Origin of the sequence: Desulfovibrio litoralis DSM 11393 (assembly GCF_900143255.1) — a bacterium.
GTDB lineage: Bacteria > Desulfobacterota > Desulfovibrionia > Desulfovibrionales > Desulfovibrionaceae > Frigididesulfovibrio_A > Frigididesulfovibrio_A litoralis.
The window spans coordinates 221,565-246,188 of record NZ_FRDI01000004.1 but is presented as its reverse complement, the minus strand read 5'-3'; the positions used below and the strand labels follow the sequence as shown (position 1 = coordinate 246,188).

The 24,624-nt window shown below is 35.6% G+C and carries 22 protein-coding genes and 1 pseudogene; 15 read left to right on the top strand and 8 right to left on the bottom strand.

All coding sequences use genetic code 11. The annotated features are described in order from the left end of the window. Nucleotides 1–577 precede the first annotated feature (577 nt). Entirely contained in the window at nt 578–1,531 is a 954-nt protein-coding gene (locus tag BT999_RS05930; protein WP_072696972.1) for a TerC/Alx family metal homeostasis membrane protein, read from the bottom strand. A 140-nt stretch (nt 1,532–1,671) separates the two neighbouring features. On the opposite strand from BT999_RS05930, the gene BT999_RS05925 reads away from it, so the two are divergent. From BT999_RS05925 to BT999_RS05915, 3 genes are all read left to right on the top strand, one after another. After that, nucleotides 1,672–5,031, top strand: coding sequence for a DEAD/DEAH box helicase (locus BT999_RS05925; protein WP_245790991.1), 3,360 nt, complete (start codon nt 1,672–1,674; stop codon nt 5,029–5,031). Further along, the gene (locus tag BT999_RS05920) at nt 5,031–6,776 is read left to right on the top strand and encodes an SWIM zinc finger family protein (RefSeq protein ID WP_072696851.1); all 1,746 of its coding nucleotides are present in this window, start codon (nt 5,031–5,033) and stop codon (nt 6,774–6,776) included. The genes BT999_RS05925 and BT999_RS05920 overlap by 1 nt, the downstream gene beginning before the upstream one ends. Nucleotides 6,777–6,991: 215 nt before the next feature. Next, on the top strand, nt 6,992–8,107 hold the full coding sequence (locus BT999_RS05915) for a DUF3179 domain-containing protein (RefSeq protein ID WP_178139322.1): 1,116 nt from the start codon (nt 6,992–6,994) through the stop codon (nt 8,105–8,107). Between the two features lie 47 nt (nt 8,108–8,154). On the opposite strand, the gene BT999_RS05910 is transcribed toward BT999_RS05915, so the two are convergent. Together BT999_RS05910 and BT999_RS05905 are read right to left on the bottom strand one after the other, a co-directional pair. Then, on the bottom strand, nt 8,155–8,934 hold the full coding sequence (locus tag BT999_RS05910) for a purine nucleoside phosphorylase YfiH/LACC1 family protein (protein ID WP_072696849.1): 780 nt from the start codon (nt 8,932–8,934) through the stop codon (nt 8,155–8,157). Further along, nucleotides 8,919–9,554 carry a 5-formyltetrahydrofolate cyclo-ligase gene (locus BT999_RS05905; protein WP_072696848.1) on the bottom strand — a complete coding sequence of 212 codons (636 nt, stop codon included), beginning with the start codon at nt 9,552–9,554 and terminating at the stop codon, nt 8,919–8,921. Before BT999_RS05905 ends, BT999_RS05910 begins: the two co-directional genes overlap by 16 nt. Nucleotides 9,555–9,748: 194 nt before the next feature. Between BT999_RS05905 and BT999_RS05900 the strand changes: the two genes are divergently transcribed. From BT999_RS05900 to pssA, 5 genes are all read left to right on the top strand, one after another. Continuing rightward, the gene (locus BT999_RS05900; protein WP_072696847.1) at nt 9,749–10,510 is read left to right on the top strand and encodes a metallophosphoesterase family protein; all 762 of its coding nucleotides are present in this window, start codon (nt 9,749–9,751) and stop codon (nt 10,508–10,510) included. Nucleotides 10,511–10,619: 109 nt separating this feature from the next. Then, on the top strand, nt 10,620–11,003 hold the full coding sequence (locus BT999_RS05895) for a pancreas/duodenum homeobox protein 1 (RefSeq protein ID WP_072696846.1): 384 nt from the start codon (nt 10,620–10,622) through the stop codon (nt 11,001–11,003). 424 nt (nt 11,004–11,427) lie between these two features. Then, on the top strand, nt 11,428–11,817 hold the full coding sequence (locus BT999_RS05890) for a hypothetical protein (protein WP_072696845.1): 390 nt from the start codon (nt 11,428–11,430) through the stop codon (nt 11,815–11,817). A 510-nt stretch (nt 11,818–12,327) separates the two neighbouring features. After that, on the top strand, nt 12,328–12,990 hold the full coding sequence (locus BT999_RS05885; protein ID WP_072696844.1) for a phosphatidylserine decarboxylase family protein: 663 nt from the start codon (nt 12,328–12,330) through the stop codon (nt 12,988–12,990). A gap of 23 nt (nt 12,991–13,013) precedes the next feature. Next, nucleotides 13,014–13,781: a CDP-diacylglycerol--serine O-phosphatidyltransferase gene (gene pssA, locus BT999_RS05880; RefSeq protein WP_072696843.1), complete on the top strand. Its 768-nt coding sequence runs from the start codon at nt 13,014–13,016 to the stop codon at nt 13,779–13,781. Here the strand turns inward: pssA and BT999_RS05875 are convergent. Further along, a complete protein-coding gene (locus BT999_RS05875; protein ID WP_072696842.1) occupies nt 13,778–14,668 on the bottom strand; it encodes a cobyric acid synthase in 891 nt (296 codons plus the stop codon). The genes pssA and BT999_RS05875 overlap by 4 nt on opposite strands. A gap of 46 nt (nt 14,669–14,714) precedes the next feature. Here BT999_RS05875 and BT999_RS05870 point away from each other — a divergent pair, with 46 nt between their 5' ends. From BT999_RS05870 to BT999_RS05860, 3 genes are read left to right on the top strand one after another with little or no spacing between them, the layout of a single operon-like run. Beyond that, on the top strand, nt 14,715–15,521 hold the full coding sequence (locus BT999_RS05870; protein ID WP_072696841.1) for a transglutaminase-like cysteine peptidase: 807 nt from the start codon (nt 14,715–14,717) through the stop codon (nt 15,519–15,521). 5 nt (nt 15,522–15,526) lie between these two features. Then, nucleotides 15,527–17,362, top strand: coding sequence for an ATP-binding protein (locus BT999_RS05865; RefSeq protein ID WP_072696840.1), 1,836 nt, complete (start codon nt 15,527–15,529; stop codon nt 17,360–17,362). Between the two features lie 42 nt (nt 17,363–17,404). Then, nucleotides 17,405–18,598 carry a bifunctional 2-C-methyl-D-erythritol 4-phosphate cytidylyltransferase/2-C-methyl-D-erythritol 2,4-cyclodiphosphate synthase gene (locus tag BT999_RS05860; RefSeq protein WP_072696839.1) on the top strand — a complete coding sequence of 398 codons (1,194 nt, stop codon included), beginning with the start codon at nt 17,405–17,407 and terminating at the stop codon, nt 18,596–18,598. Here BT999_RS05860 and BT999_RS05855 read toward each other — a convergent pair whose 3' ends face one another. Continuing rightward, nucleotides 18,599–19,570: a glycosyltransferase family 9 protein gene (locus tag BT999_RS05855; RefSeq protein ID WP_072696838.1), complete on the bottom strand. Its 972-nt coding sequence runs from the start codon at nt 19,568–19,570 to the stop codon at nt 18,599–18,601. It lies immediately after the preceding gene. 238 nt (nt 19,571–19,808) lie between these two features. Between BT999_RS05855 and BT999_RS05850 the strand changes: the two genes are divergently transcribed. The 3 genes from BT999_RS05850 to lpdA all read left to right on the top strand — a co-directional run bounded on the left by BT999_RS05850 (nt 19,809) and on the right by lpdA (nt 22,503). After that, on the top strand, nt 19,809–20,351 hold the full coding sequence (locus tag BT999_RS05850; protein ID WP_072696837.1) for a hypothetical protein: 543 nt from the start codon (nt 19,809–19,811) through the stop codon (nt 20,349–20,351). Then, nucleotides 20,311–21,039 (top strand): thermonuclease family protein, encoded by a 729-nt coding sequence (locus BT999_RS05845; protein WP_072696836.1) that lies wholly within the window; start codon nt 20,311–20,313, stop codon nt 21,037–21,039. Before BT999_RS05850 ends, BT999_RS05845 begins: the two co-directional genes overlap by 41 nt. Before the next feature lie 66 nt (nt 21,040–21,105). After that, nucleotides 21,106–22,503, top strand: a complete 1,398-nt coding sequence (lpdA, locus tag BT999_RS05840) for a dihydrolipoyl dehydrogenase (RefSeq protein ID WP_072696835.1) — start codon at nt 21,106–21,108, stop codon at nt 22,501–22,503. 66 nt (nt 22,504–22,569) lie between these two features. On the opposite strand, the pseudogene BT999_RS12290 reads toward lpdA, so the two are convergent. Further along, nucleotides 22,570–22,704: pseudogene (locus BT999_RS12290) on the bottom strand (Holliday junction DNA helicase RuvB C-terminal domain-containing protein); the annotation flags it as partial. Nucleotides 22,705–22,735: 31 nt separating this feature from the next. Between BT999_RS12290 and BT999_RS12605 the strand changes: the two are divergent. After that, the gene (locus BT999_RS12605) at nt 22,736–22,837 is read left to right on the top strand and encodes a hypothetical protein (RefSeq protein WP_084650611.1); all 102 of its coding nucleotides are present in this window, start codon (nt 22,736–22,738) and stop codon (nt 22,835–22,837) included. A 66-nt stretch (nt 22,838–22,903) separates the two neighbouring features. Here the strand turns inward: BT999_RS12605 and ruvB are convergent, their stop codons facing one another. Continuing rightward, the gene (gene ruvB, locus BT999_RS05825) at nt 22,904–23,899 is read right to left on the bottom strand and encodes a Holliday junction branch migration DNA helicase RuvB (protein WP_072696834.1); all 996 of its coding nucleotides are present in this window, start codon (nt 23,897–23,899) and stop codon (nt 22,904–22,906) included. Between the two features lie 74 nt (nt 23,900–23,973). Beyond that, entirely contained in the window at nt 23,974–24,588 is a 615-nt protein-coding gene (ruvA, locus tag BT999_RS05820; protein ID WP_072696833.1) for a Holliday junction branch migration protein RuvA, read from the bottom strand. Nucleotides 24,589–24,624 lie beyond the last annotated feature (36 nt).

Below are 24,624 nucleotides of genomic sequence, written 5' to 3'. Positions count from 1 at the left end.
CTCCTTAATACGTTAACATTAAATTGATGTTATATTAATCAATAAAAAATCATCAATCGCTATTATAAAGACCATTGCAAAACTCTATTTTGCGTTCTTTTTTCATCATTTTATGCTTTGTTGATAGACCGCATAAAATGTCTTAAGTCGCAAAAAGCACTCATTTTACAGGAAAATTTAATCTCCCTTATGCGTGCTTTTGAAAATGTCTTTATGGCGGAAGCCATTTTGAGCCTATTGTGCAATAGTCTCCATTTATAATACTACAAAAAATAAAAAAAACCAGAGTTTAATACATTAAATTAACATGTTGATTTTAATATTTTTTTTAATTAATCAGAAAATAAATCAAAAGAAGTTCAAAATAAAAAATATCCAAATAAATATAAATATAAATATTTTAACAGAAAAACTTGAAATTTCAAAAAAAATAAACTAAGAATAGTTTTTGAAAGAAAAAATATTATATTTACAGCCTAATTTGAACTTGGCGTTGATTAATCATAAAAAGAAAATAAGTGCCGATAACCTTCGTTACCCGCACTTATAAAGTATGATTTTAAATTTTCCGTAAAGTTTACTGTTCTTTGTCTTTTTTAACTTTTGGGTGGGTAAAAGATCCGATAATCCCCAAAGATAAAAGCCCTATTACTATAATTAAGCTTATTGTTGGCGAAATATGTCCAAAACCAACAACGCTCAATAACATTTTGAAGCCAATAAAAACTAAAATAGCAATAACCGCTTTTTCAAGATGACAAAGATAACGCTTAGCCGCCGCCAGTAAAAAATACATGGAACGCAAGCCAAGAATCGCAAAAATATTTGAAGTGTATACCAAGAAAGGTTCCTGAGTTATAGCAATAATCGCAGGAACGCTGTCAAACGCAAACATAATATCCGCAAATTCGACAACGACCAAACAAACAAATAAAGGCGTAGCGAAAAGCTTGCCATCAATGCGTACAAAAAAGTCGTGTCCAACTAGTTTATTATGAACAGGAAAAAAACGTTTTACAATACGAACAGACCAATGGTTACTATAATCTTCAACTTCTTCATGGTCTTTGTCCATATGTTGCCACATTTTCCAAGCAGACCACAAAATAAAAATACCAAAAACAGTAAGAGCATAAACGCCAAATAACTCCAAGATAGAGCTACCCAATGCAACAAAAATCAAGCGTAAAAATAAAGCCCCTAAAATACCATAATAAAGTACTCTATGTTGATATTTATCCTTAATGGAAAAAGCAGTAAAAATAGCCATAATAACAAAAAGATTATCCACAGACAGGCTTTTTTCCAATAAATAACCGGCTAAAAATAAAGAGCTATCGTTAACGCCATGAGTTACACCCACGTAAAATGCAAAACCAAGAGAAACCAAAACCCAAAAAACAGACCATGATAAGGCGTTTTTCATAGAAATATGAACGTCTTTCTTATGGGCAAAAAGGTCAACCAACAATGCAACAGCAACAAAAACGACAAATAAAAGAATCTCTAGCCAAGAATAATGTCCGATCATTACAACCTCAAAATAAATTTTAAATAATAAACAGATTAATTTAGTAAGTATATTACTAAAAAATAAAGCCAGAAAAAGCTTATTATTTAATATATCTTTAAAATAAAAAAATATCAATCTATAAGGTATTAAAAAGAAAAATGATTATTCTACATCTTGCTTATTCAAACGCCTTCTATCTTTGGGCTGAACAAACTCCACTTCCGGGACAAACCGTTATAAAACATAATACGCCTGAGTATGATGAGCTAACACCCAATGAAGATATACAAAATATAAATCCAAGAAGGTTAAGACGTGGAAAATCAGTCGCTATTCAAAATAAATACCTTAAACTGAACTTAATGAGAGATCCCGGTGAAGAGGGTTGGATAAAAAAAATCTTACCATTTTTACAAAACTTAGAAATTTTTGATTTTTTAAGTTCAATACCTACTGATATATCAGGGCTAAAAAATTTCTGTTCAACTCAAATCTGGTTACCAAGCAAAGAGGGAATAGCTCTCGCCTCAAGCCCGCTTGTTGATGAAAACCAATCTAAAACAATCGGTTATTCAGCATACAACAAAACAAAGCTCGTCAATAAATTAAATGCAGATAATCAACACGCCGAAGATATTAAACTATTACCTTGGAACGTATCCTGTTTACGCTTAACAACAGAAGAAGCAATCTCGTTTTTAGATGCCTGTAAAGCCAACACCCCACTCGGATCAGGCATAATTGCAGGACCGGGAATTGTCTATCTCGATTACGTTTTGGATTTTACAAAACATCTTTTTAAAACAGCCTCATTTTTACCCGGGTTAAACAAAACCCATACTTCTTACTTTGCCAAGTGGCAACCCGTTCCAAACGCCGCAGACGAAGACTATCAGCGTATATTAGCCGCATATATGCCGCCTGTGTTGTGTTGTTTGCAGCCAAAACCATACCCCGAAGCCCCAAAATTTAACCCTCACAATACCATACGCCAGTTATGCGAAGACTTTTTAGACGCTATGGTCAGAACAGTAATAAAAAACAATAAAGACCCTTTATTGGAAGAAAATATACCAAGTTATAAAAATAATACCCAAAATGATGTTCCCCATCAACTCTGGTTAAACGCCCTTTTAGAAAACGAAAGTTGCATCAAAAAAGACCTGGGTTCTTTCCCGTCTGAACTTAAAGATTGGAAGGCAAATATAGACCGCCGTTTAAACTCTCCCATACGTTTGGTTTTTAAACTGGAAGAGCCAAACGAACACCAAGAAACTTGGGTTTTAAGATTTTTGGTGCAAGCCAAAGAAGACCCAAGTTTAATGTTAAACGCAGAAGAAGTTTGGTTTCAAGATAAACGCTTACGTTTAAGAAATACCTCTTTGGTTAGAGAACATCTAATTATTGACCTCGGAAGAGCCGCAACAATCAATAAACATGTTGCCACTGCTCTAAAAAGTGCCAATCCAAGCACAATTAACTTATCAACCGATGATGCTTACGAGTTTCTGACTCATTCCAGCTTTGACCTTAAAAATGCGGGTTTTGCCGTTCAAGTCCCTGCTTGGTGGAGTAAAGGGGGGTTAGACAAAAAGCTCTCTCTTAAAGCCTCTGTTCCTGATTTAAACAATATTTTTGCCGCCGAAGGGAAAAGCGGCGAGCTTAACCTTAATACTTTAATTAAAGTTAACTGGGAAATGGCACTCGGAGAAGATATCTTAAGCCTGCAAGAACTCGAAAACTTATCAAAACTCAAATCACCTCTTATAAAAATAAAAGGACATTGGGTTGAATTAACGCCTGATGACGTAAAAAGAGCAAAAGATTTTTGGCAACATCAACAAGATACCCCGAGTGCGTTAGCCCTTAAAGAAATTGTTAATTTGGCACTTGGAGCAGAGGTCAGTCTAAGCGGAGATAAATCTTCAGGTTTAATTGTAAGCGGAATAAACCTTCCTGAGTCTCTTAATTTAAACCAAGGCTCAAATAGAAAAAGTCCAAATCCTGTTGCCGAATTATTGCTTCGCCTAGGTGGTGATGCCGCAACAATGAATTTTGAACTTGAACCGCCAAAAGAACTAAAAGCAGAACTCAGACCTTATCAAATAAGAGGTTATGCTTGGCTTGATTTTTTAAGCCAATGGGGGCTTGGGGCTTGTCTGGCTGATGATATGGGGCTTGGAAAAACAATTCAAACCCTGACTACAGTTTTACGCCAGTATCTTAAAAACCCTGATAAACCCTATCTTCTGGTTTGTCCGACCAGTCTACTTGGAAACTGGAAAAGAGAAATTTCAAGATTTACACCAAGTTTAAATTGTTTAATACATCACGGAGCCCAAAGGGAAAAAATCGCCCTTAAAGAAAAACTAAAAGATTACGCAATAGTTTTAACAAGTTACGGACTTCTCGCAAGAGATATCGAAACACTGAGCAGTATAGATTGGGCAGGAATAATTCTTGATGAAGCCCAACAAATAAAAAATCCTGATACAGCAATCTCAAAAGCCGCTCGCCAATTAAAAGGTAAAGCAAAAATCGCTCTTACAGGAACACCCGTAGAAAATCATGTTGGCGATATTTGGGCGATTATGGACTTTCTTAACCCCGGACTATTAGGATCAAAACAAAACTTTAAACAAAAGTACCTTTTACCCATTCAAAACAAAAAAGACGAGAATATCGTTAAACAATTACAAAAACAAACCGGACCTTTTATTTTAAGACGTGTAAAAACAGATAAAAGCGTTATCGCCGACCTTCCGGAAAAAGTAGAAATAGAAACTTGGTGTAACTTAACCAAGGAACAAGCCGGTCTTTATTCCGCTGTTTTAAAAGACCTTGAGACAAAAATTGATCAAGTTGAAGGAATTGCTCGTAAAGGATTAGTCCTTTCATCTTTAACCAAACTTAAACAAATTTGTGATCACCCCGCTCTATTTTTAGCAGATAACTCAGAGCTTCTCGGACGTTCAGGCAAGCTTTCCATGTTAGAATCTTTGTGTTCGGAAATTATAGAAAATAACGAAGCAACCTTGATTTTTACCCAATTTGCCCGCATGGGACATTTGTTAAAAAAACACCTGCAAGACACTTTTGGGCGTGAAGTTTTGTTTTTACACGGAGCAACTCCAATGAAAACCAGAAGCCAAATGGTTGTAAGCTTTCAAAGCGAAGATGGTCCGCCTATTTTTGTTTTATCGCTTAAAGCAGGCGGAACAGGCTTAAACTTAACCAGAGCAAGCCACGTTATTCACTATGACCGTTGGTGGAACCCGGCTGTGGAAAATCAAGCAACAGATAGAGCCTTTAGAATAGGACAAGATAAAAACGTTCAAGTAAGAAAAATGATTTGTGCGGGAACCTTGGAAGAAAGAGTTCACGAACTTATCGAAAGCAAAAAAGCCATGGCAGACAGCATAATAGCCAGCGGAGAAAATTGGATTACCGAATTTTCAAAACAAGATATCACCAAAATGCTCGCACTTGATATTTCAAACGTTGAGGACGAAGAATAATGCCTAATACCAATATCCAACCAAAAGAATTTGAAAATAATCACAACGAAAAAAATACAACTCACAATAAAAAAACAAAACCACATACAAAAATGACAGAACCCAAACCACTCACAGGCAACAGAAAAAGAGCTTTGTTTAAACGCAACCGAGTTAATTCTCCAAAGGTGTTAAACGAAACCAAACAACATACTATACCTTCTAAAAATCATATACAAACAACAGAGTCGCAAGACCCTTTAACCAATAATGTTCATAACATACCACCAAATAAAAGAACTATCCGCAAAACATTGCATAAAAAACAACCCCTAAGCAACAGCAAAAGAAATATTGCCACCGATTCTGAAATCAAAAAGAATCAATCTATACAAACACATGCTGAATTTGAACCACAAATCAACAGTTTTTTATCACAAACTCAACGTCCAAAACCAAATCAAACGGAAAAGTTTGAAAGAGATAAGCTTGCACGCAAAATTAATGAGTTAAATCAAAAAGATAAACATTGCTTTTATGTTTATGAAGATAAACTTAGACCCCAATTAATATCCACAAAATATGAGTTGGCAAAAAAATCAAATACTTTGTTTTATTCTGCGTTAGACAACAAGCTGAATACGGCTCAAAACGCTTGTAAAAATATTCTGTTACAAGAAAATAAAACTGAACAAAAACCGGAACAAAATAATAAGCCTACTTTTATTAAAAACTTTGACGATGATGCTTCAAAATTTTTATTGGAAGAAAACAACCAATTTAAAAGACATACTCTACAAAATTCAAGATATACACAACAGCAACAGGAAAAAAAATATAATAGAACTAAAATACTACCTCCTCCAAAAGATGGAATTAAAATTAGAAACAACAGCAATATAAAGAATTGGTGGACAAATTTATGGCTTGATAACATCGAACAATATATTCATTCACCACAGCTTATGGAACAAGCCAAACAGTACGCAAAAGACGGACATATTACACAAATTGCTATAGACAAAGGGCAAATTAAAGCTCTTGTTCAAGGTTCTAGGCTTTATTCGCTTAATATAAAGTTTTCTCCGTTAAAAGAAAAAGCTTGGCATATTATAGGACGTGTTTTAGGCAGTCAGGCAGAATTGGCGGCAAGATTGCTTAACGGCGAACTACCCGAAGAAGTAAACACAGCTCTAATAAAAGCGGGCTTTTCTCTTATTCCTCAAATAGACCACGAATTTCAACCACATTGTTCTTGTGCCAACAAAGATAAAATATGCAAACACGTTTTAGCGGTTTATTATTTATTAAGCGAAGAAATCGAAAACCACCCTCTGCTTTTATTAAAATTAAGAGGAAAAGAACGCAGAGAATTGATTTCCTTAATTTTAAATAATGCCTCTCGCCACAAAGACATAGGTGGCAATAACAATTTCAAACAAAACGATGAAATAACAGAGGCGGAAGAGCAGGATAACAACAATCAAACCGAAACAAAACCACAAGAGTCATCTCTCTCAAAAATTCTGAATACTTGTTCTGAGCCTTTGCCAACAATTCCCGATTTATTTTGGGGAAAAATACTTTCAATTCAAGCACTTCCAACTTTTGAAACGGCTAGTGCCCCAAAAACGCCTGATGCTATCCTTAATCAGCTGGGAACCTTTCCTTTTTGGCGTGGAGACAAAGATTTAAACCAAGAACTCAGCACGGTATATCAGTTAGCAGTTAAAGAAAATGATGATTCTGATTCTCTTTATGCTTAACTTATAAATAAATATGACGATTATATATATGATTTATGCAACAAAAGTAAAACCAAGTTTTGCAATAATCTTATCAAAAACAGGCTGTATTCAATAAAAAACGGGTTATAACAATGAAACAACATACTATATTATTGAATAAAATTATTCTATATATTTTCTTTTATATAATATTAAGCCTTAGCATATTCAACACAGGTATAGCATTTGCACAAATGTCAAACGGTATATACCCGTCTATCCAGCTGCCGGAACAAAATAAAACAGAAGAAAAACAAGATACTGATTTGGCAATGAACGATATTATTGCCAACAGTAAAAGGTTTGATGTCTTGCTTACAAACGAACAAATACAAAGCATGCAAGATATTCTTTTTAAAACCCAACTTCCCCCTGATCAAACACCGCCAATAACAAACCCAAGCTTTATCCCCGTTATTGAAGCAGAGCTTGGAATTGAAGACGATGAATCTGTTTTAGTGCTTGAACTCACTACGCCGCCACGGATTTATCCCATACGCATTCTTTTATGGCATGAAATATTGTATGACATGATTAAACTTGAAAACGGTCAAGAAGATATACCAATTTTTATTACCTATAGTCCTTTAACTGCGACTGCTGTTGCCTATCTGGCAAAAATAGACGAAGAAATTTTATGGTTAAGATCAAGCGGAAGCTTGCTCCACGGTAACACGGTTTTTGTTGATCAAAAAACAGACAGTTTGTGGTCTCAACTTTTAGGTGTATGTTTTAAAGGCATATACGAGGGGCAAAACTTAACTCGTCTTCCCTTAAATCGTACAAGCTGGAAAGCGGCCGCAGCCAAATATCCAAATGCCTTAGTACTTTCTCGCAACACAGGCTTTCAAAAAAGCTACGGGAAAGACCCTTATCAAAGTTTTTATAAGTCAAACGCCCTTCCATCAGGAATAAACTCAACAGAGCAAGACAAAATAATGCCACTAAAACAATTAGTTTTAGGCATAATCTTAGACCAAACTCCACTTGCCGTTGATACTAACGCAGTAAAAAAAGAAAACGTTATTAATTTTACAATAGGTATCAACAACCTTGTAGCCTTTTATAACGAAGAATTTGACACAATAAGAATATATAACTCACAATTAGACCCTAACGACCCGCCTCTTGATTTTCGCTTTGACGGAGAATATTTTAGAGACAATAAAACAAATTCTCAATGGAATGCCGAGGGCTTGACGATCAGAGGGCGTTTAAAAAATACTCAATTAAAACCAATATTGACAATATCAACTATGTGGTATGCGTGGTTTGCTTTTCACCCTATTTCATTATGTGTAACACAATAAAAGTATTATAAAGAGAAGCATCTCTGTTGTGTTTTTTTAAATAGCTACTAACAAGACTCAAGCCAAATTAAAGAAACTTGCCTGCCTTTATCTTTGTTGCGATGAGAAAAAAACGCTCCAAACGGTGATAAAGAATAAGTGCATAAATCTAAAGCATAAATATTTTCAGGTTTAAGACCTATATCTTTTAATTGATCTTTAGTTAACTGCCACAAATTCATCAACTTATTTTCAGAATTATACCAAGGTGTAAATTTCTTATTCCATTCCATCGAAAAGTTTACAAACTCAGAATTAGACGGTCCCAAACTTGGGCCTCTTACAGCCAGTAAATCAACCGCTTTTAAATTATATGCCTGACAAAAGCTTTTAATACCGCTTTGAATAAATTCCATAGCATTGCCACGCCAACCGACATGCAAAGCACAAATAAAGGGTTCACTTTTATGTGTTATTAAAATTGGCTGACAATCAGCAGTTTTAATACATAACGCCGTATTTTCTTTAAAAGTACAAGCTCCGTCGGCTTCCAATACGGAATCACAAGCAAAATCAGTTGCATCAGGATTAACAGCCAAATTTGCACCATGCACCTGTTTTAACTCAACCCAACGCTCAAAGCCCAATAAAGAGCTTAAAGACTGCCTTCTGTTTATTATATCTTGTTGTTCGGCTAGTTCACAATTGCTTAATGACATATTGCCAAAACTTGCCATTTGAAACGCACAACGCACTGTAAATTTTTTATTGTGATGTATATTAGTGACAATCGGGAAACTAAAAGGAATAAAACCCTGAGGCGCTTTTTTATTTAACTTTTGAAACATATAAACTCCTTATCCGTACACAAAGCGTTCATTTTTATATCATGCGGTTCTAGCGGTAAAGCAGGATATACAGAAAAAGAAAAACCATAGCCAACTAAAAAAACTTCTTTTAATAAAGGGTTTGATAAATATGTATCATAATAGCCGGCACCACGCCCAAGCCTTCCGCCATTAAGGTCAAAGGCTCGCCCCGGAATAATAAACAAAGTTTTTTTTGTTTTTGGCGTAAATATACCTTCGCCGGGGGTCAAAGCTTTCAGGGTTGGTAGCGGTTCTAAAATACCAAATTTTTGAGTTGAGAGTTCGTCTAAAGAATGACAGGGTACAAATTCTATACTCCTCAGCGTCTTGCCTAAAACCTTATCCTCAAGATAGATTTCTATACAACGTGGCAGTAAAATTACTTTTTTCATGGCAAGAGCCGATTTAAATAGTAAATTAGTTTGAGCTTCGTCCGCCAACGGCATATATAAACCAACAAGTTCGGCTTCTTTCCACTCTTTCGAGTTAAGTAAGTTGTGTTGAATTTTTAAAGGCAATTCATTTTTTACCGTTTTATCAACTTGTGCTTCCAGTGCTTTAACAGCCTGGCGTATTTGAGATTTATTTTTTTTTAACATTTGCGAAAATAGCCCTTTTGAAAAAAAGTAATTTAGCTTATAATTTTTATAACAAAAAAGCTACTGAATGATTTTCTTAACCAAACAGTTAAATAAAAACAATAGACTAACAACTTACTTGCTCAAGTTCTTAATAAATTAAGTTAGATAAAAATCATTTCCCCCCTACGAAGCATTAAACAGGAAACATCAAAATGGAAAACACAACCCAAAAACTTTCGGAATGTACAACAGAAAAAAATTCCTCCTCCCCTTTTTGGATCGTTATTGGAGATATTCATGATGATATTGCTCGCATTGGGGAAATTCCCGGAATTAAAGAGGCGGAAGCAGTTATTGTTAGCGGAGACTTAACGGTTTGTGGCGGAATCAAACAAGCGGCAAAAGTTATTGACGCAATAGCCGAATACAACAACAATATTTTAGCACAAATAGGAAATATGGATAGGGGCGAAGTAACCACATGGCTTGAAGAAAAAAAGCGTAATATTCATCGTAAGTCTGTAAAATTGACTCCAAAAATAAGCTTAATGGGCTTAGGTTGTTCTAGTTTTACACCGTTTGGAACACCAAGTGAATTTCCTGATTCAAGGTTGGCAGAATGGCTAGAAGAAACCGAACATAACGCAAAAGGTTATCAACAGCTTATTCTTATATCTCATATGCCGCCGATTGATACCGTTTGTGATAAAATTCAAGATAATATCCATGTCGGAAGTAACGCAGTCAAAGAATTTATTCAAGAATATCAACCTGCTTTATGTATTTGTGGACATATTCATGAATCAAGCGGGGTTGATCGTATCGGAAAAACCTTGATTATTAACCCCGGGGCTTTCGCATCAGGCGGATATGTTGTCTTTAGTATAAAAAATCAAGAAATAAGTGCGGAATTATGTTATTTAAAATATCAACAAGATTTTAGCCTGCCTGTTTCCACAAAAATTAAAGAATAAACTCTCCCTACAAATTACTCACAAACAAAAAACTTTCTTTTTAACAAAGCTTTTGATAAAAACCAAAATTCCTTAATCATTTTTTTAAGATATTTATAACGAGGTAATAATGTCAAACTACCATACTGTTTTTAATAAAGAATTGTTACTTTCTGTTTTCCCCCCTGAGCGTACTGATGAATTTTTTGAAGCCTTATTTGGCGGAGCTGAAGAAGGGGCGTATGACATTGAGCTAAGCTTTGTTCAAGGTTCTGAAGATCAGCTTGAATTTTCTTTAGATTTATTACAACGCCAAGGAAAATGCTTGGTTTGTAGCTTAACTTACGGGCTACCTCAAGTTTTTTCCAGACACCCAATTATCAATATTAATAAAATGGTTAAAGAACTTTTATTGGCAGTAAATAAAGATAGTTCGACTGCAAAATGGAAATTGAATAATACTCAAGAAATATCAAAACAAAAACACAGTATTCCTTTAATTGTTACATTTTAAGATTTTTAATTTGGGCAACTTTTTACTAGTTTCTCTATAGTAAGACCATTGCAAAACTCGGTTTTGCGTGCTTCTATCATCGTTTTATGCTCTGTATACACATAGAATAAAACGTATTAAGCCACAAAAATCACTAATTTTAAAGGAAAATTTAATTTTCCCTTTGTTTCTGGGGATACCTCCGAAGCCCCCAAATCCACTAACAGGCAAAGCCAACCTAGTGGCTTTATTCGTGCTTTTTGGAGTGTCTTCCTCGCGGAAGCCACGTAGAGACTATTGTACAATAGTCTTATAGTTATATTTCAAACAACATATATTCAGCTTAAAAGCGTTTAAAGATCATCGTCTTTGAACGCTTTTTGCATTTACTTATTTAGATTCAAAAACAGGGAAAAAATTTCCTATTATGAAAAGGAGCTAAATCATGCTGAATCATATCAACAATACTTCTAACTTTGATGATTATAATACTCAACAATCAGCGGCTCAGTTATTATCAAAAGCACTACTCGGCAGTTTAAATACGCCTCAAAATCAAAACCAAAGTTCTATCAATAATCCATACGGAGTCGGAGATCAGGTTTCTATTTCTCCCGAAGCCAGAAGATTAATAGAGGAAATTATTGCTTCTCATCAACAAGATAAAGCACAACAACTCAATACCCAAGATGATACCAGAGACGAAACCCAGACCACGCCGCAAGAACAAATAAACCACTATAATATATTTAAAAACAAAACGGCTCAACACGAAGTGCGTCAATCTCAATTACTGGCAATGACAAACGTAGAAACCACATTTCGCATTCAATAAAATAATACATATTTACAAAAAAACAGGGAGTTTTAAACAGCTTCCTGTTTTTTTATGCCAAGAATAATTTGACATATAAAATGATTTAGTATTAATTAAAGATTAATGTAATTATAAATTGAGACTATTGTAGAATAGCCTCTTAAAAAGCTTAATTCTGGAAGACACTCCAAAAAATACGAATTAAGGACAATGGGCTGGCTTTGCCTGCCAGTGGACCTTGAGAATTTTGCGGGGTCTCGGGGGTGAAACCCTCGAAATAAAAAGACAATGGGCTGGCTTTGCCTGCCAGTGGACGTGAGAATCTTGAGAACTTCTGGGGTATTCCCTCGAATATAATATGGAAAAATTAATTTTCCTGTAAAATGTGTGATCTTGTGTCTTAAGGCTTTTTATGTTATGCATAAAGAACATAAAACGATGAAAAAAACACGCAAAAAACAGTTTTGCAATGCTCTTAAGATATAATACCGTATCAATAAAAAATAAAACATATAAACTGGAGTTTTAATGCAAAAACCTCGTATAGGTATAACGCCAGAGGGTATTCCTTCTATAGCTTTAACCGCTTTTAGTGCTATTGCTTTTGCCCTCATGGATATTGAGTTTCTTTCCTTTGTCTTTTTGTTGTTAACTTGGTTCTCTGCTTATTTTTTTAGAGACCCTGAGCGTATCCCGGCTTATGACAAAGAGTTGCAAGATAGATTTGCCGTCAGCCCGGCTGATGGACACATCATCAAAATAAAAAATCAACAAGACCCTTTTAGTGGTGAAGAGCGTACCTGTATCTCCATTTTTATGAATGTCTTTTCTGTTCATGTTAATCGTAGCCCGATAAAAGGCAAAATTGAAGAAATTCGCTATTTTCCGGGAAAGTTTTTAAATGCATCGTGGGACAAAGCCTCATCAGACAACGAACGTTGTGCCTATAATCTTAAAGATCATGAAGGGAATAACTGGACTTTTATACAAATAGCCGGTCTGATTGCAAGGCGTATCGTATGCAGAGTAGAAAGCGGAGACAATCTGGAATCAGGTGAACGCTTTGGTATGATCAAATTTGGTTCAAGAGTTGACATATATTTGCCTGAAAGCTATGAATCAAACGTAAGAATCGGTGATAAAGTTTTCGCCGGACAAAGCCTGATTGCCAACAAAAAAACAACTTTATAATTCAATATAACCGAGATAATTCAATGCAAGAATCAGAAAAAAAATCGCCTCACAAGGGTGTTTATATATTGCCAAACCTGTTTACTTCCGCAAGCCTGTTTGCCGGTTTTTTTGCTATTATTTTAGCATCAAAAGGTAATTTTGAAGGTGCGGCAGCAGCAATCTTTTTTGCGGCATTGATGGACGGACTTGACGGAAGAGTAGCGCGCCTTACCAACACTGCCAGTGAGTTTGGCGTACAATATGACTCTTTGGCTGATTTGGTTTCTTTTGGAGCCGCCCCTGCGTGTTTGGCATATTTCTGGTTTTTAGGCGATTTCGGAAGAACCGGGGTAGCCGTTGCATTTTTATTTTTAGTTTGCGGTGCTTTAAGGCTGGCACGCTTCAATGTCATGACCGCAAGTATAAGCAATAAATTTTTTATTGGCCTGCCTATTCCTGCGGCTGGTTGTACTTTAAGCAGCCTTGTGTTTGTGCAATCCTATTTACCTGACCTTTTCTTAAATGCCCTTCCCGGTTTCACCTTGGTTTTAACGGTTATATTGGCGTTATGTATGGTTAGCCGTATTCGTTATACTTCTTTTAAAGATTACGGAATGTTTAAAACTCACCCCTTTAGTTCAATGACAACTGCCATATTTTTATTTGTTTTACTGCTTTCCGAGCCAAAATTGTTAAGCTTTTGTATGTTAATATTATATGTAATCTCAGGAATAATTTATACTTATATTATTATGCCAAAACGTAACAGCACACTCCTGCGGAACTTAGGGGCTTCGGGAAAACACTAAATTAAATTTATCTCGCTTAAATTCAAATATTTTTTTATCAAAACCGCTAAATTATCCAATGCGGGGTCAAGTTGTTTCAAATCATCTAAGTTTTGTGGACTCAAAACTAAACCCGAACCCAAAGAGTCTTCTTCGGGAAGCTCAACATCAATATAAGGCAACACGCCTAAACAAGGTTTTTCGGTATATTGTAAAAGCAATTCCAACCCCGGTTGTAAGATGCTGAAATCACCACGAAATTTATTAATAATCAGCCCAACAACCAAGTCTCTCTCTGGTGGTAAAAGCAAAGCTAAAGTTCCAACGAGAGAAGCAAATACTCCGCCACGTTCAATATCACCGATCAAAAGCACCTTAGCTTTGGCAAAGTCTGCCATACGCATATTCACAAGGTCTTGATCTCTTAGGTTAATTTCCGCCGGGCTTCCTGCTCCTTCTAAAATTATTATATCATTTTCAGAGCTTAACTCAGCATAAACCTCACAAACCCCTTTGAAATATTCTTCTTTTTTGGCAAAATATTCTTGAATCGGCATTATTCCTTGACTTTTTCCAAGCCAAAAAACCTCTACCCCGCTTTCTCCGTTTTTTAACTTTTCAGGTTTTAATAAAATAGGGTTCATACGCACATCAGGCACAACTTTTGCCGCTTGTGCTTGCAGTGCTTGAGCCGTACTAATACAAAGACCATCGCTAGTTACATAAAGCTTTGAACTCATATTTTGAGCTTTAAACGGAGCAACTTTAAACCCAAGTTGATAATAATAACGACAAAAAGCAGCAGTCAATATACTTTTTCCAACATGAGACGAAGTACCTTGAAGCATTAAAGCAGGAGAAAGAGGCTTTTTACTTGCCTCTTGTTCAAAATTTTGTTTAAATGACATAATAGACTTTCCAATTATTAATTAAAGCGTAATAGGACAATTACAAATGTTTATAAATAGATATATTATAAAAAAAGTATTTCTTTACCTGATTGTCTGGGTCATTGTCGCCATTGGAACAAATCAAGCCATAGCTCAAACACAAAGCAACAATAAAAGACAACCCACAATAAATCCGGAACAACAGACAGTCAACAATAACTTAAAAGAAGACATTGCATGGAATTTATTTGAATATTCCGAAGTTTTAGCAGGCAATCAACCGGAATGGCAATATTACGCAAAACTTTGGGAAGATATTCAACAAAAAGAAAAAAATAATCCCAGTTTTTTCAAAACTGACTCAAACAAGGCAAAGCAAGGCTCAAGGCTACCCCTACCTTATGCCGAAAACTGGCTTTATATCCTTAAAAAATCACCACAGATGGACAAAAAAACAATACTCAGAACAATAAACGGATTTTTTAATCGCCAAAAACGTGGTAACGACAATAAACTTTTTCAACAAGATGAACACTGGTCAACTCCAACAGAATTTTCTACTATAGGTGGAGACTGCGAAGACTTTGCCATCGCAAAATATTATGCCCTAAGAGCCGTAAATTTTAAACCTCAAGAGTTGCGTATTGTTATCGTAGAAATGTTCAACCATCCGGTAAGGCATGCCTTTTTAGTCGCCAGAGTTGACAATATAAATTTTGTTTTAGATAATAACACAAAACCTGCAAACTTAATTATTCCCGACACTCAACTAAAAAATAAATATAAACCACTTTGGTCGTTTAACGAACAAAACGCATGGCAACACTTTAAAACAAACAATAAAAACGCTGTAACCTCCCCATCTCAATAAATACCATGAAAAACCTGACTTTACGCATCTCCGCTCTGGGAATTATTGGAATTATCGCCCTTATTTCCATAGTCTGGGGTGTTTTATTTTTTAATACTCAAAACAACAGCGAAAACCAAACTACGACTATTCTAGCAGAAAAAGCCGATGCCCTCTTTATTGCAATCGAAGCGGCAACTCGTAGTAATGGGCGTTCCATGCCGGCTTTAAAAAATACTATAAAACAAATTTTACACGAATTAAGCGGACAACAAGATATTAATTTTATTGCAATTACTGACCCAAACGGAAAAATTTTGGCACACACAAACCCAAGATATATCGGTTCTGCCCTATTTTCTCCTTATGATTTGGAATTGTTACAGCCTGATACTTTCGTCAAATGGGCATTAATGGATGTAGAGGACTCTTCGGTCTTTTTGGTTTATCGAGAATTTACGCCCTTCAGAAGGACTTTTAACAGCTCAAAGCCAAATATATACGATGAAAATGAACATATTAAAAATTTTACTTTTGAAAATCGAGGGTTAGGTTTATCAGCTCTGATTTTTGTGGCTTATGACCCTAAGCCTTTATTAATTACTCAAGAAACTTTAAACTATAACAACACATTAAAAAATATCACAATACTTTTAATCTCTCTAATTATTCTGATTTTAATTTTTTGGTGGGAAAATTTAACTAAAACTTATAAATTGTTAAAAGATACCCAGGTCTTATCAAAAGAAATCATGAGTAATTTTCCTGATGCCTTGATCATTTTAAATTCCAAACAGCAAATAATCTTTCTCAACTCAAAAGCAAAAGATTTATTAAAAAATGCACTATTACTACCCAAGAAAAAAGATGAAACACCGGAAACTACTACAAAAACTAAGCAAAAAAAAGATAATAAGCCAATTTTGCCTGACTTTTTACAAAAAGTTTTTATTAAATTAGAAAAGAACAACTTTATCAACAGCGAAGAAATATATCTTGATCTTTTAAATGATAACGCTGAAAAGAACAAACACTGCTTTGAAATAAGGGCCTCAAGAGTATACAGGCGAAAATACTTACCTTTTTGGAAAAAATTACTTCAATATAATATCAATGCAACAGATAAAACCAAACTTGTTGATATGCTCTTAATTCGAGATCAAACCAAGATAAAAGACTTACAAAACTCTTTGCAAAAAAGTGAAAAACTCGCTGCAATCGGACATTTATCCGCCGGAGTTGCTCATGAAATTCGTAACCCGTTAAGTTCAATTAAAGGTTACGCAACGATCTTTTATAACCTTTTTAAACCCCAAAGCCCGGAACAAGAAGCCGCACAAGCCATGATTAAAGAGATAGAACGTTTAAACCGTGCGGTTTCAAACCTTCTCGATCTTTCAAAAGACTTTTCTCTAAATATTCAAAACGTAGAGTTAAAGCAATTGGTAGAACATCTAAGCGTTCTTATTTCTTCCGAAGCTCAAAAGAAAAATATTATTATTGAACAAGAACTTGAAAATATTGGTGAAAAACAATATGATGCCGATAAAATATCTCAAGCCTTGTTAAATATTTTGCTCAATGCCTTAGAGGCTATGCCAAATGGCGGAAAACTCAAAATCAGCCTGCATAATATTCAAGAGCAAACTACAAATTTTAAAGTTGAAATTACTATTCAAGACAACGGAAACGGTATTTCAGCCGAAAATTTAGAACAAATTTTTAATCCTTATTTTACTACTCGTGCCGAAGGAACAGGTTTGGGTTTAGCCACAACACAAAAGATTATTGAGGCTCATAACGGAAAAATTATCGCAACAAGCGATGAAAACGGAACTGTTTTTAAAATATTACTTCCGTAAAAATTTAATAAAAAACCAACTATTAGGAATTATCTATAAATTATGAACAACTATTGGGGTATTATTCTCGCCGCCGGTCAAGGTTTACGCTTACAAAACGATATAAAAAAACAATATTTACAGTTAAATAATCTACCTATATTTTGGAATTCCGCTTTAAATCTTTCCAAAGTACCAAGTTTAAAAGGCATTGTTTTGGTGCTTCCGCCTCATGAAGAAGAATTTATATTTGCAAGCAATCTAGTAGAAGAACTTGAAGCACAAAACAGCCTTAACCTTCCTTATTTAAAAGTTAAAGGCGGAAAAGAACGCCAAGACTCCGTACAAGCCGCCTTAAATAGTTTGCCTCACTCTTGCACTCATGTTTTAATTCACGATTCCGCTCGCCCTTTTGCCTCAACCTCTTTAGCCAACAAGATAATACAGGTTTTAAATGACGGGGGCGATGCCGTTATTCCCGGCGTTAAAGTAAGCGACACAATCAAACAAATTCAAGAAAACAATGGAACGATTGAAGTCAAACAAACCCCAGATCGCAATTTATTAAGAGCGGTTCAAACCCCTCAAGGATTTAAGCTTAAAGAACTCAAAGACGCACACAAAAAAGCCAAAGAAAATAATATTATTGCAAGCGACGACGCAACCTTGATGGAACTTGAGGGTTTTAAAGTGGTAATCATTGAGGGAGAAACGGATAATATTAAAATCACTACAAAAAGCGATTTAAAATATCTGAGTCCACAAGAAAACAAAGATGAAATGCGAGTAGCCTTTGGCTATGATGTACACGCCTACGGCGGAGATCGCCCCTTGGTTTTGGGCGGCGTTCTTATACCCGGTTCATGGCAAGTTAAAGCCCACTCTGACGGAGATGTCTTGTTACACTCACTTATGGACGCTATTTTATCTTGTATTAATGCGGGAGATATAGGGATCATGTTCCCTGATAACGACCCACGCTATGAAAACATCAGCAGTGGCGTTTTGTTATCAGAAGTTCTTGAACTTACAGAACAAAAAGGCTTGACCCTAAACTTTGTCGATATGACGATAGTGGCACAAGCCCCAAAACTTGCTCCATATAGAAATCAAATTGTGAAAAACGTTAGTAATCTCTTAAATATTCCTGAACACAAAATAAATTTTAAAGCAACAACAGAAGAAAAACTCGGCTTTACCGGTGAAAAAAAAGGATTAAAAGCCGTAGTTTGTTTAACAGCAACACTTAAAGCCTAACTAAACAGACAAACTAAGCTTTTTTAACGCTGTTTCATACACAATATCAACCGGAATAGGTCTTGTATCGTCATAAACATCTGAAAAGATAGTAGTATGTTGTTCACCAAAAGGAGTCCAAGTAGAAGCCGACCTATGAGTTACCCCAAGACAAGTGGTTCCAATTGCAACAGCCACATGTTGAGGGCCTGATGATGATGTAACAAAAAGATCAAAGGTTTTAATTAAAGCCGCCGCTTCACTTAAGCTTGAACTAATATATAAATATCTGTGTTCACACATATTCGCTTTAAATATTTCCAATAGCGGAACATCACCCGGACCGGCAACAACAAAAACCTCAAGATTATGCTTTAAAAGCTTGTCTGATAGCTCTTTAAACTTTTCAACAGGCCATCTGGTGCGTTCTTTTTTTATATTTCCAATAAATAAGCCCACTCTCTTTAAATCAGGTTTACGAGGATACAAATTATTAATTTTTTCTTTGTCTTGTTCCGAAATAAAAAAGCTCATTTGAGTATCTTCTACTTTAATTCCCATCAAATTTAAGGCGTTAGCAAGAGAAGTAATTTGATGTGTTGAATTGGGTACAAAAAATTTTTTTGTATAAATCCAATGTTTTTTACCACCTGTAATGGCATAAATCGTTTTACAATTAGTCAATTTTGCCAACCATGCCGAAGTTTTTGAGCCTCCGCTAAAAACTATGACCAAATCATACTTGGCTTTAAACAGATCAGTAAAAAGTTTTAGCCAAGTTGTCGGTTTATTTTTATAAAAAACCAAAACCTTATCTATATCATTGTTACCATTGAGGGCAAAAAAATTATCTTGGCTCGCTAAAACATCAATCTGTGCGGAAGGAAAGTGTTGACGTAAAGCTTTAAAACCCGGAGTCGTAACGAGCATATCTCCTAACCTATCTGTTCTTATACACAAAATTTTTTTATAATGCTCACGACTTAATGACATTCAACATCTCCACTTTAGGTTAAAATAATATTGTACTCCGACAACCTTACATGATAAACACTGTTTTAACTTGTTTACAGTCTGAGGCTATTACACAATAGTCTCATCTAAAAACCACGAATAAGAACACGATGAAAAAAGTACGCAAAACAGAGTTTTGTAATGCCTTAGTTTGTTATTTTAACTGCAAATGTACTTGATTTCAAGTAAAAACACTTTAACACAATACTCGCCAATAATGCCTAATCTTTCATATATTTTATTTGTAATCGACTTTATCTTAATTCAACCGTATCGCTTGTTTGAAAATGTATATCTTGCATTTTGGTTTGGAACTCTGTGCCTTGCCTTATTATGTATTATCATTGGCAAACTCACACAAAAATTGTTATACAGATTAAATAGAGCCTATTACCAAAAAGAAAACGACGAACTCCAACACCTGCATGATCTATCAATTAAAGCCGCCAATACCGGTGATAAAGAGCTTTTTAAATCAGTAAACAAAATGGCACACGATTCTTTTGGAAAAAACTTTTTTATCGGGGCAACCTTATTTACAGCTTCTTTATGGCCCCTACCTTTTGCTTTAGGCTGGTTAAAACTCCATTTTGATGGAATTTCAATTGTTATTGTTCCATACTTTAATAAAGAATTTGGTTATGCTTTTGTAATGATTACTCTTTATGTTTCATTACGCTTATTAATTTCAAGAATATCCACAATAATAGCTAAGAAAAATGCGAAAAAAAACGATCAAAGTTCCCCTACCAAAAGGTAAACTTACCCTCAAAAAACTCATATATTTTTTAGTTGTTCTGTTTTGTGCTTGGTTTTTTACCGAACAACAAAACCAAACAAACCTTCCTGCCGAACAGGGTACTATAAAGGTACAAAGTGTTATTGACGGTGATACCCTCAAAACTCCAAGCGGTGAAAGCCTGCGTTTATTAGGGATTGATGCTCCCGAGTTAGCTAAAATGAGAAATAGAATCGTTGTCGAATCTGGTTATCATTACGCAAAAGAGGCAAAAAAACGTTTGGAAGAACTCGCCCTCAATCAAACACTCACAACACAGGCTGAACAAAAAATATATGACACATATAAAAGACAGCTGGTTGAATTATTTGACAATAACCAACATTCAATAAATGAATTACTACTTTATGAAGGTCTAGTAATTTTTTATCCTTTTTCCAACTTAAGCACCGAACAATCTTCACGCTTTTTAAAAGCCCAACAAGCAGCAATAACAGCAGAACGTGGACTTTGGAAGAAAGTATTAAGTTTAAAACAAAGCTATCAACCAGTAATCGCCAATAAAAGAAGCAAAAGATTTTTTCCAAAAAATTGTGCTGGCGGAGAGAAAATAGCACCACAAAACCGTATAGCTTTTAAAACCGCCAAAGAAGCCTTAATGTTCGGTTATTATCCTGCCAGAGAATGTGAATTTTTACCAAAAGAATAAAATAATAGGCTAAATTAAAAAACAATTTATTTTAAGTCTTTAATAGAATAACGCAGAGGAGTTTTTATGTTACGCATTACAATAATCGGCGGAGGCCCCGGGGGATATACCGCAGCTTTTGCGGCGGCGAAAAGAGGTGCTTCCGTTACTTTAATAGAAGCTGAATCTTTGGGTGGAACCTGTTTAAACTGGGGCTGTATTCCAACCAAAACGATAAAAACAAGTGCTGATGCCATACTGCTCGGAAAACGCTTTGAAAGTTTGGGTTTAGAACAACCAACTAATTTTTCCATCAATATGAAAACTGTTGTAAATCGTAAAGACAGCGTTATTAATATCTTACGTAGTGGGCTTGAAAAAAAATGTTCCGCCTTAAAAATAAAGCTTATTGCCGGAAAAGCTTCTCTGTTGAACGAAAACACAGTTGAAGTAAAACTTAATGACAACACAAACACAAAAATTGAAAGTGATTTTATTATTATTGCAACAGGCTCTCGCAATTTAGAACTTAAAAACTTTGCCTTTGATCAAAAAAATATTTTATCCAGTGATGATATGTTAAATTTGGAATCAGTTCCCAAACGCCTATGTATTGTCGGCGGTGGTGTAATTGGTTGTGAAATGGCGTTCATTTATGCGGCTTTTGGCTCAAAAGTAACGATTATCGAAGCCCAAGATCGCCTTTTGCCTTTAGCTTCCGTTGACCTTGAACTAAGTAAACTTTTACAAAGAGAAGCCAAAAAAAGCGGTATTAACGTAATTGTAAAACAAAGTGTGCAAAGTTACGAACAAAATGAAAACGGTTTAAAAGTTACAATAAAAGCTATAGATAATGATAATACAACAGAGCTGGAAAGCGATACCGTATTAATCAGTGTCGGACGCATTCCCCAAACTCAAGGTTTAAATCTTGAACAAGTTGGTGTTTCAACTGATGAACGAGGCTGGATTAAAGTAAATGATTATCTTGAAAGCTCTATAAAGAATATTTATGCGATAGGCGATGTTCTGGGACCAACTAAAATAATGTTGGCTCATGTCGCTGCTGCCGAGGGGTTATGTGTAATCAAAAACATTTTTGGCGAAACTGAAAAAATGGACTACAGCGTTGTACCAAGTGCTATCTTCACAATGCCCGAAATAGGAACAGTCGGAATAACCGAACAAGAAGCCAAAGCAAAAGGCTTAGAGGTTAAAACCACATCAGTCTTAATGCGTGAGTTAGGAAAAGCCCACGCTCTCGGCGAACTTCCCGGCTTGGTTAAGCTAGTAGCGGAAACAAAAACGGGGCGTTTGCTTGGTGCAAATATTTCAGGGGCTTATGCGACCGAATTAATCGCTGAGTTAACTTTGGCGTTAAAAATGAGAGCAAGTGTTAAAGACATCGCCCAAACTATCCACGCCCACCCTACTTTATCAGAAGGGATTTTTGAAGCCGCCCTTTCTTTAAGCGAAGAAATATAAAAACATAGAACGGAGTAACCCTATTAAAAAAGTTACTCCGTTTTTTCATACACTTTGAAATAAGTATTATTTTAAAAGCCCTGTCTTTAAATGAAAATACGCTTTGGGTGTTGCTATTCTGCCTCTTGGGGTACGCTGTAAAAAACCACACTGAATCAAATATGGTTCATAAATATCTTCTAAAGTACGGACATCTTCCGAATTAATCGCTGAGTTAACTTTGGCGTTAAAAATGAGAGCAAGTGTTAAAGATATCGCCCAAACTATCCACGCTCACCCTACTCTATCAGAAGGGATTTTTGAAGCCGCCCTTTCTTTAAGCGAAGAAATGTAAAAACATAAAACGGAGTAACCCTATTAAAAAAGTTACTCCGTTTTTTCATACGCTTTGAAATAAGTATTATTTTAAAAGCCCTGTCTTTAAATGAAGATACGCTTTGGGTGTTGCTATTCTGCCTCTTGGGGTACGCTGTAAAAAACCACACTGAATCAAATATGGTTCATAAATATCTTCTAAAGTACGGACATCTTCCGAACAAGCCGTTGCCAAAGTCTTTAAACCAACAGGACCACCATTGTAAAACTCTATCAAAACTTGTAACATTTTTCTGTCCATATAATCCAAACCGATTTCATCAACGTCCATACGCTCCAAAGCCTGCGAAGCTTCTTCCACACCAAGTTTTTTGGCTCCGTTAACCGCACAAAAATCTCTGACACGGCGTAAAAGTCTGTTGGCAATACGCGGAGTTCCCCTAGAACGTTTACCAATTTCCAAAGCACCATCAGGACTAATTTTTACTTTTAAAATACGAGCTGTACGCGTAACTATTTTTGCAAGTTCATCAGGCGTATAAAACTCTAAGCGCTGTATTACGCCAAAACGATCTCGCAAAGGAGAAGACAACAAACCGATGCGTGTTGTTGCCCCAACTAAAGTAAAAGGTTCAAGGTCAATCTTAACGGTTCTTGCCGCCGGTCCTTGCCCTACGACCAAGTCTAATTTAAAATCTTCCATAGCTGGGTAAAGAACTTCTTCAACACTGATAGGCATACGGTGAATTTCATCAACAAAGAGAATATCGTGTTTACCCAAGTTGGTTAAAATCGCCGCCAAGTCTCCGCTACGTTCCAAGACAGGACCGGAAGTTGATACAAGATTAACCCCAAGTTCTGACGCCATAATTTGAGCCAGAGTTGTTTTTCCAAGACCGGGATTACCATAAAAAATAGTATGATCCAAAGCCTGACCTCGTTCTAAGGCGGCTTGGATATAGACTTTAAGGTTTTCTCTGAGTGCTTTGTGTCCTATAAAGTCATCAAGCCTTTTCGGACGAATAGTCTCATCAATATTATGTATATTTGAGGTTTCCACACCCTGATCGGAATGCGTCATCTCTTGCTCCTATACGTTGGTTATATCTCACATCTTTATTGTTTTGAACAGAAACAACCAAAAGTTAAACTTCTTTATCTTCGCCCAGATAACGAGGCAAGTTTCTTTAAGGCGGCTCTTAAAGCCCCGGAAACATCAAGCTCAGGGGTAGAGCTTAAAACTTCTCTAACAGTTTTTTCTGCTTCCTCTTCAGCATAACCCAAGTTTAACAAACCTGTTACCGCCTCTCTTAAAACAGACGGAGACGAGCCGCTTAAGATCATAGAACCACTACTAATATCATCTGTTTTAAGCTTATATTTCAGCTCTAAAAAGACATGCTGTGCCGTTTTCTTACCAATTCCCGAAACTCTGGTTAAAGCCTCAATATTGTCTTCCAAAACAATTTTTCTTAAATCATCAGGACGAAAAGTTGCTAGAATACTTAAAGCGGTTTTTGCTCCAACTTTGGAAATTGAAGTTAACAAAATAAAAGTTTGGCGTTCGTCCCAACTAAAAAAACCATATAATTCAAGAGCGTCTTCTCTAACCACAGTATAAAGATAAACACAAACAGTTTCACCTTTATTTGGCAATTGAGACAGACTTGCACTCGTCATAAAAACTTCATAACCAACACCACCGGCACTAAGTAAAATAGCCGAATTTGTTGTTGTTTCCAGTAAACGTCCTTCAATATAAGCGAGCATAAAAAATCTTCTGTTGTATGTTTGTTATTAAATAAT

Excerpts from the sequence above, each read along its gene's own strand:
- BT999_RS05930 (WP_072696972.1), bottom strand. The coding sequence starts at position 1,531 with ATGATCGGACATTATTCTTGGCTAGAGATTCTTTTATTTGTCGTTTTT.
- BT999_RS05925 (WP_245790991.1), top strand. The coding sequence starts at position 1,672 with ATGATTATTCTACATCTTGCTTATTCAAACGCCTTCTATCTTTGGGCT.
- BT999_RS05920 (WP_072696851.1), top strand. The coding sequence starts at position 5,031 with ATGCCTAATACCAATATCCAACCAAAAGAATTTGAAAATAATCACAAC.
- BT999_RS05915 (WP_178139322.1), top strand. The coding sequence starts at position 6,992 with ATGTCAAACGGTATATACCCGTCTATCCAGCTGCCGGAACAAAATAAA.
- BT999_RS05910 (WP_072696849.1), bottom strand. The coding sequence starts at position 8,934 with ATGTTTCAAAAGTTAAATAAAAAAGCGCCTCAGGGTTTTATTCCTTTT.
- BT999_RS05905 (WP_072696848.1), bottom strand. The coding sequence starts at position 9,554 with ATGTTAAAAAAAAATAAATCTCAAATACGCCAGGCTGTTAAAGCACTG.
- BT999_RS05900 (WP_072696847.1), top strand. The coding sequence starts at position 9,749 with ATGGAAAACACAACCCAAAAACTTTCGGAATGTACAACAGAAAAAAAT.
- BT999_RS05895 (WP_072696846.1), top strand. The coding sequence starts at position 10,620 with ATGTCAAACTACCATACTGTTTTTAATAAAGAATTGTTACTTTCTGTT.
- BT999_RS05890 (WP_072696845.1), top strand. The coding sequence starts at position 11,428 with ATGCTGAATCATATCAACAATACTTCTAACTTTGATGATTATAATACT.
- BT999_RS05885 (WP_072696844.1), top strand. The coding sequence starts at position 12,328 with ATGCAAAAACCTCGTATAGGTATAACGCCAGAGGGTATTCCTTCTATA.
- pssA (WP_072696843.1), top strand. The coding sequence starts at position 13,014 with ATGCAAGAATCAGAAAAAAAATCGCCTCACAAGGGTGTTTATATATTG.
- BT999_RS05875 (WP_072696842.1), bottom strand. The coding sequence starts at position 14,668 with ATGTCATTTAAACAAAATTTTGAACAAGAGGCAAGTAAAAAGCCTCTT.
- BT999_RS05870 (WP_072696841.1), top strand. The coding sequence starts at position 14,715 with ATGTTTATAAATAGATATATTATAAAAAAAGTATTTCTTTACCTGATT.
- BT999_RS05865 (WP_072696840.1), top strand. The coding sequence starts at position 15,527 with ATGAAAAACCTGACTTTACGCATCTCCGCTCTGGGAATTATTGGAATT.
- BT999_RS05860 (WP_072696839.1), top strand. The coding sequence starts at position 17,405 with ATGAACAACTATTGGGGTATTATTCTCGCCGCCGGTCAAGGTTTACGC.
- BT999_RS05855 (WP_072696838.1), bottom strand. The coding sequence starts at position 19,570 with ATGTCATTAAGTCGTGAGCATTATAAAAAAATTTTGTGTATAAGAACA.
- BT999_RS05850 (WP_072696837.1), top strand. The coding sequence starts at position 19,809 with ATGCCTAATCTTTCATATATTTTATTTGTAATCGACTTTATCTTAATT.
- BT999_RS05845 (WP_072696836.1), top strand. The coding sequence starts at position 20,311 with ATGCGAAAAAAAACGATCAAAGTTCCCCTACCAAAAGGTAAACTTACC.
- lpdA (WP_072696835.1), top strand. The coding sequence starts at position 21,106 with ATGTTACGCATTACAATAATCGGCGGAGGCCCCGGGGGATATACCGCA.
- BT999_RS12605 (WP_084650611.1), top strand. The coding sequence starts at position 22,736 with ATGAGAGCAAGTGTTAAAGATATCGCCCAAACTATCCACGCTCACCCT.
- ruvB (WP_072696834.1), bottom strand. The coding sequence starts at position 23,899 with ATGACGCATTCCGATCAGGGTGTGGAAACCTCAAATATACATAATATT.
- ruvA (WP_072696833.1), bottom strand. The coding sequence starts at position 24,588 with ATGCTCGCTTATATTGAAGGACGTTTACTGGAAACAACAACAAATTCG.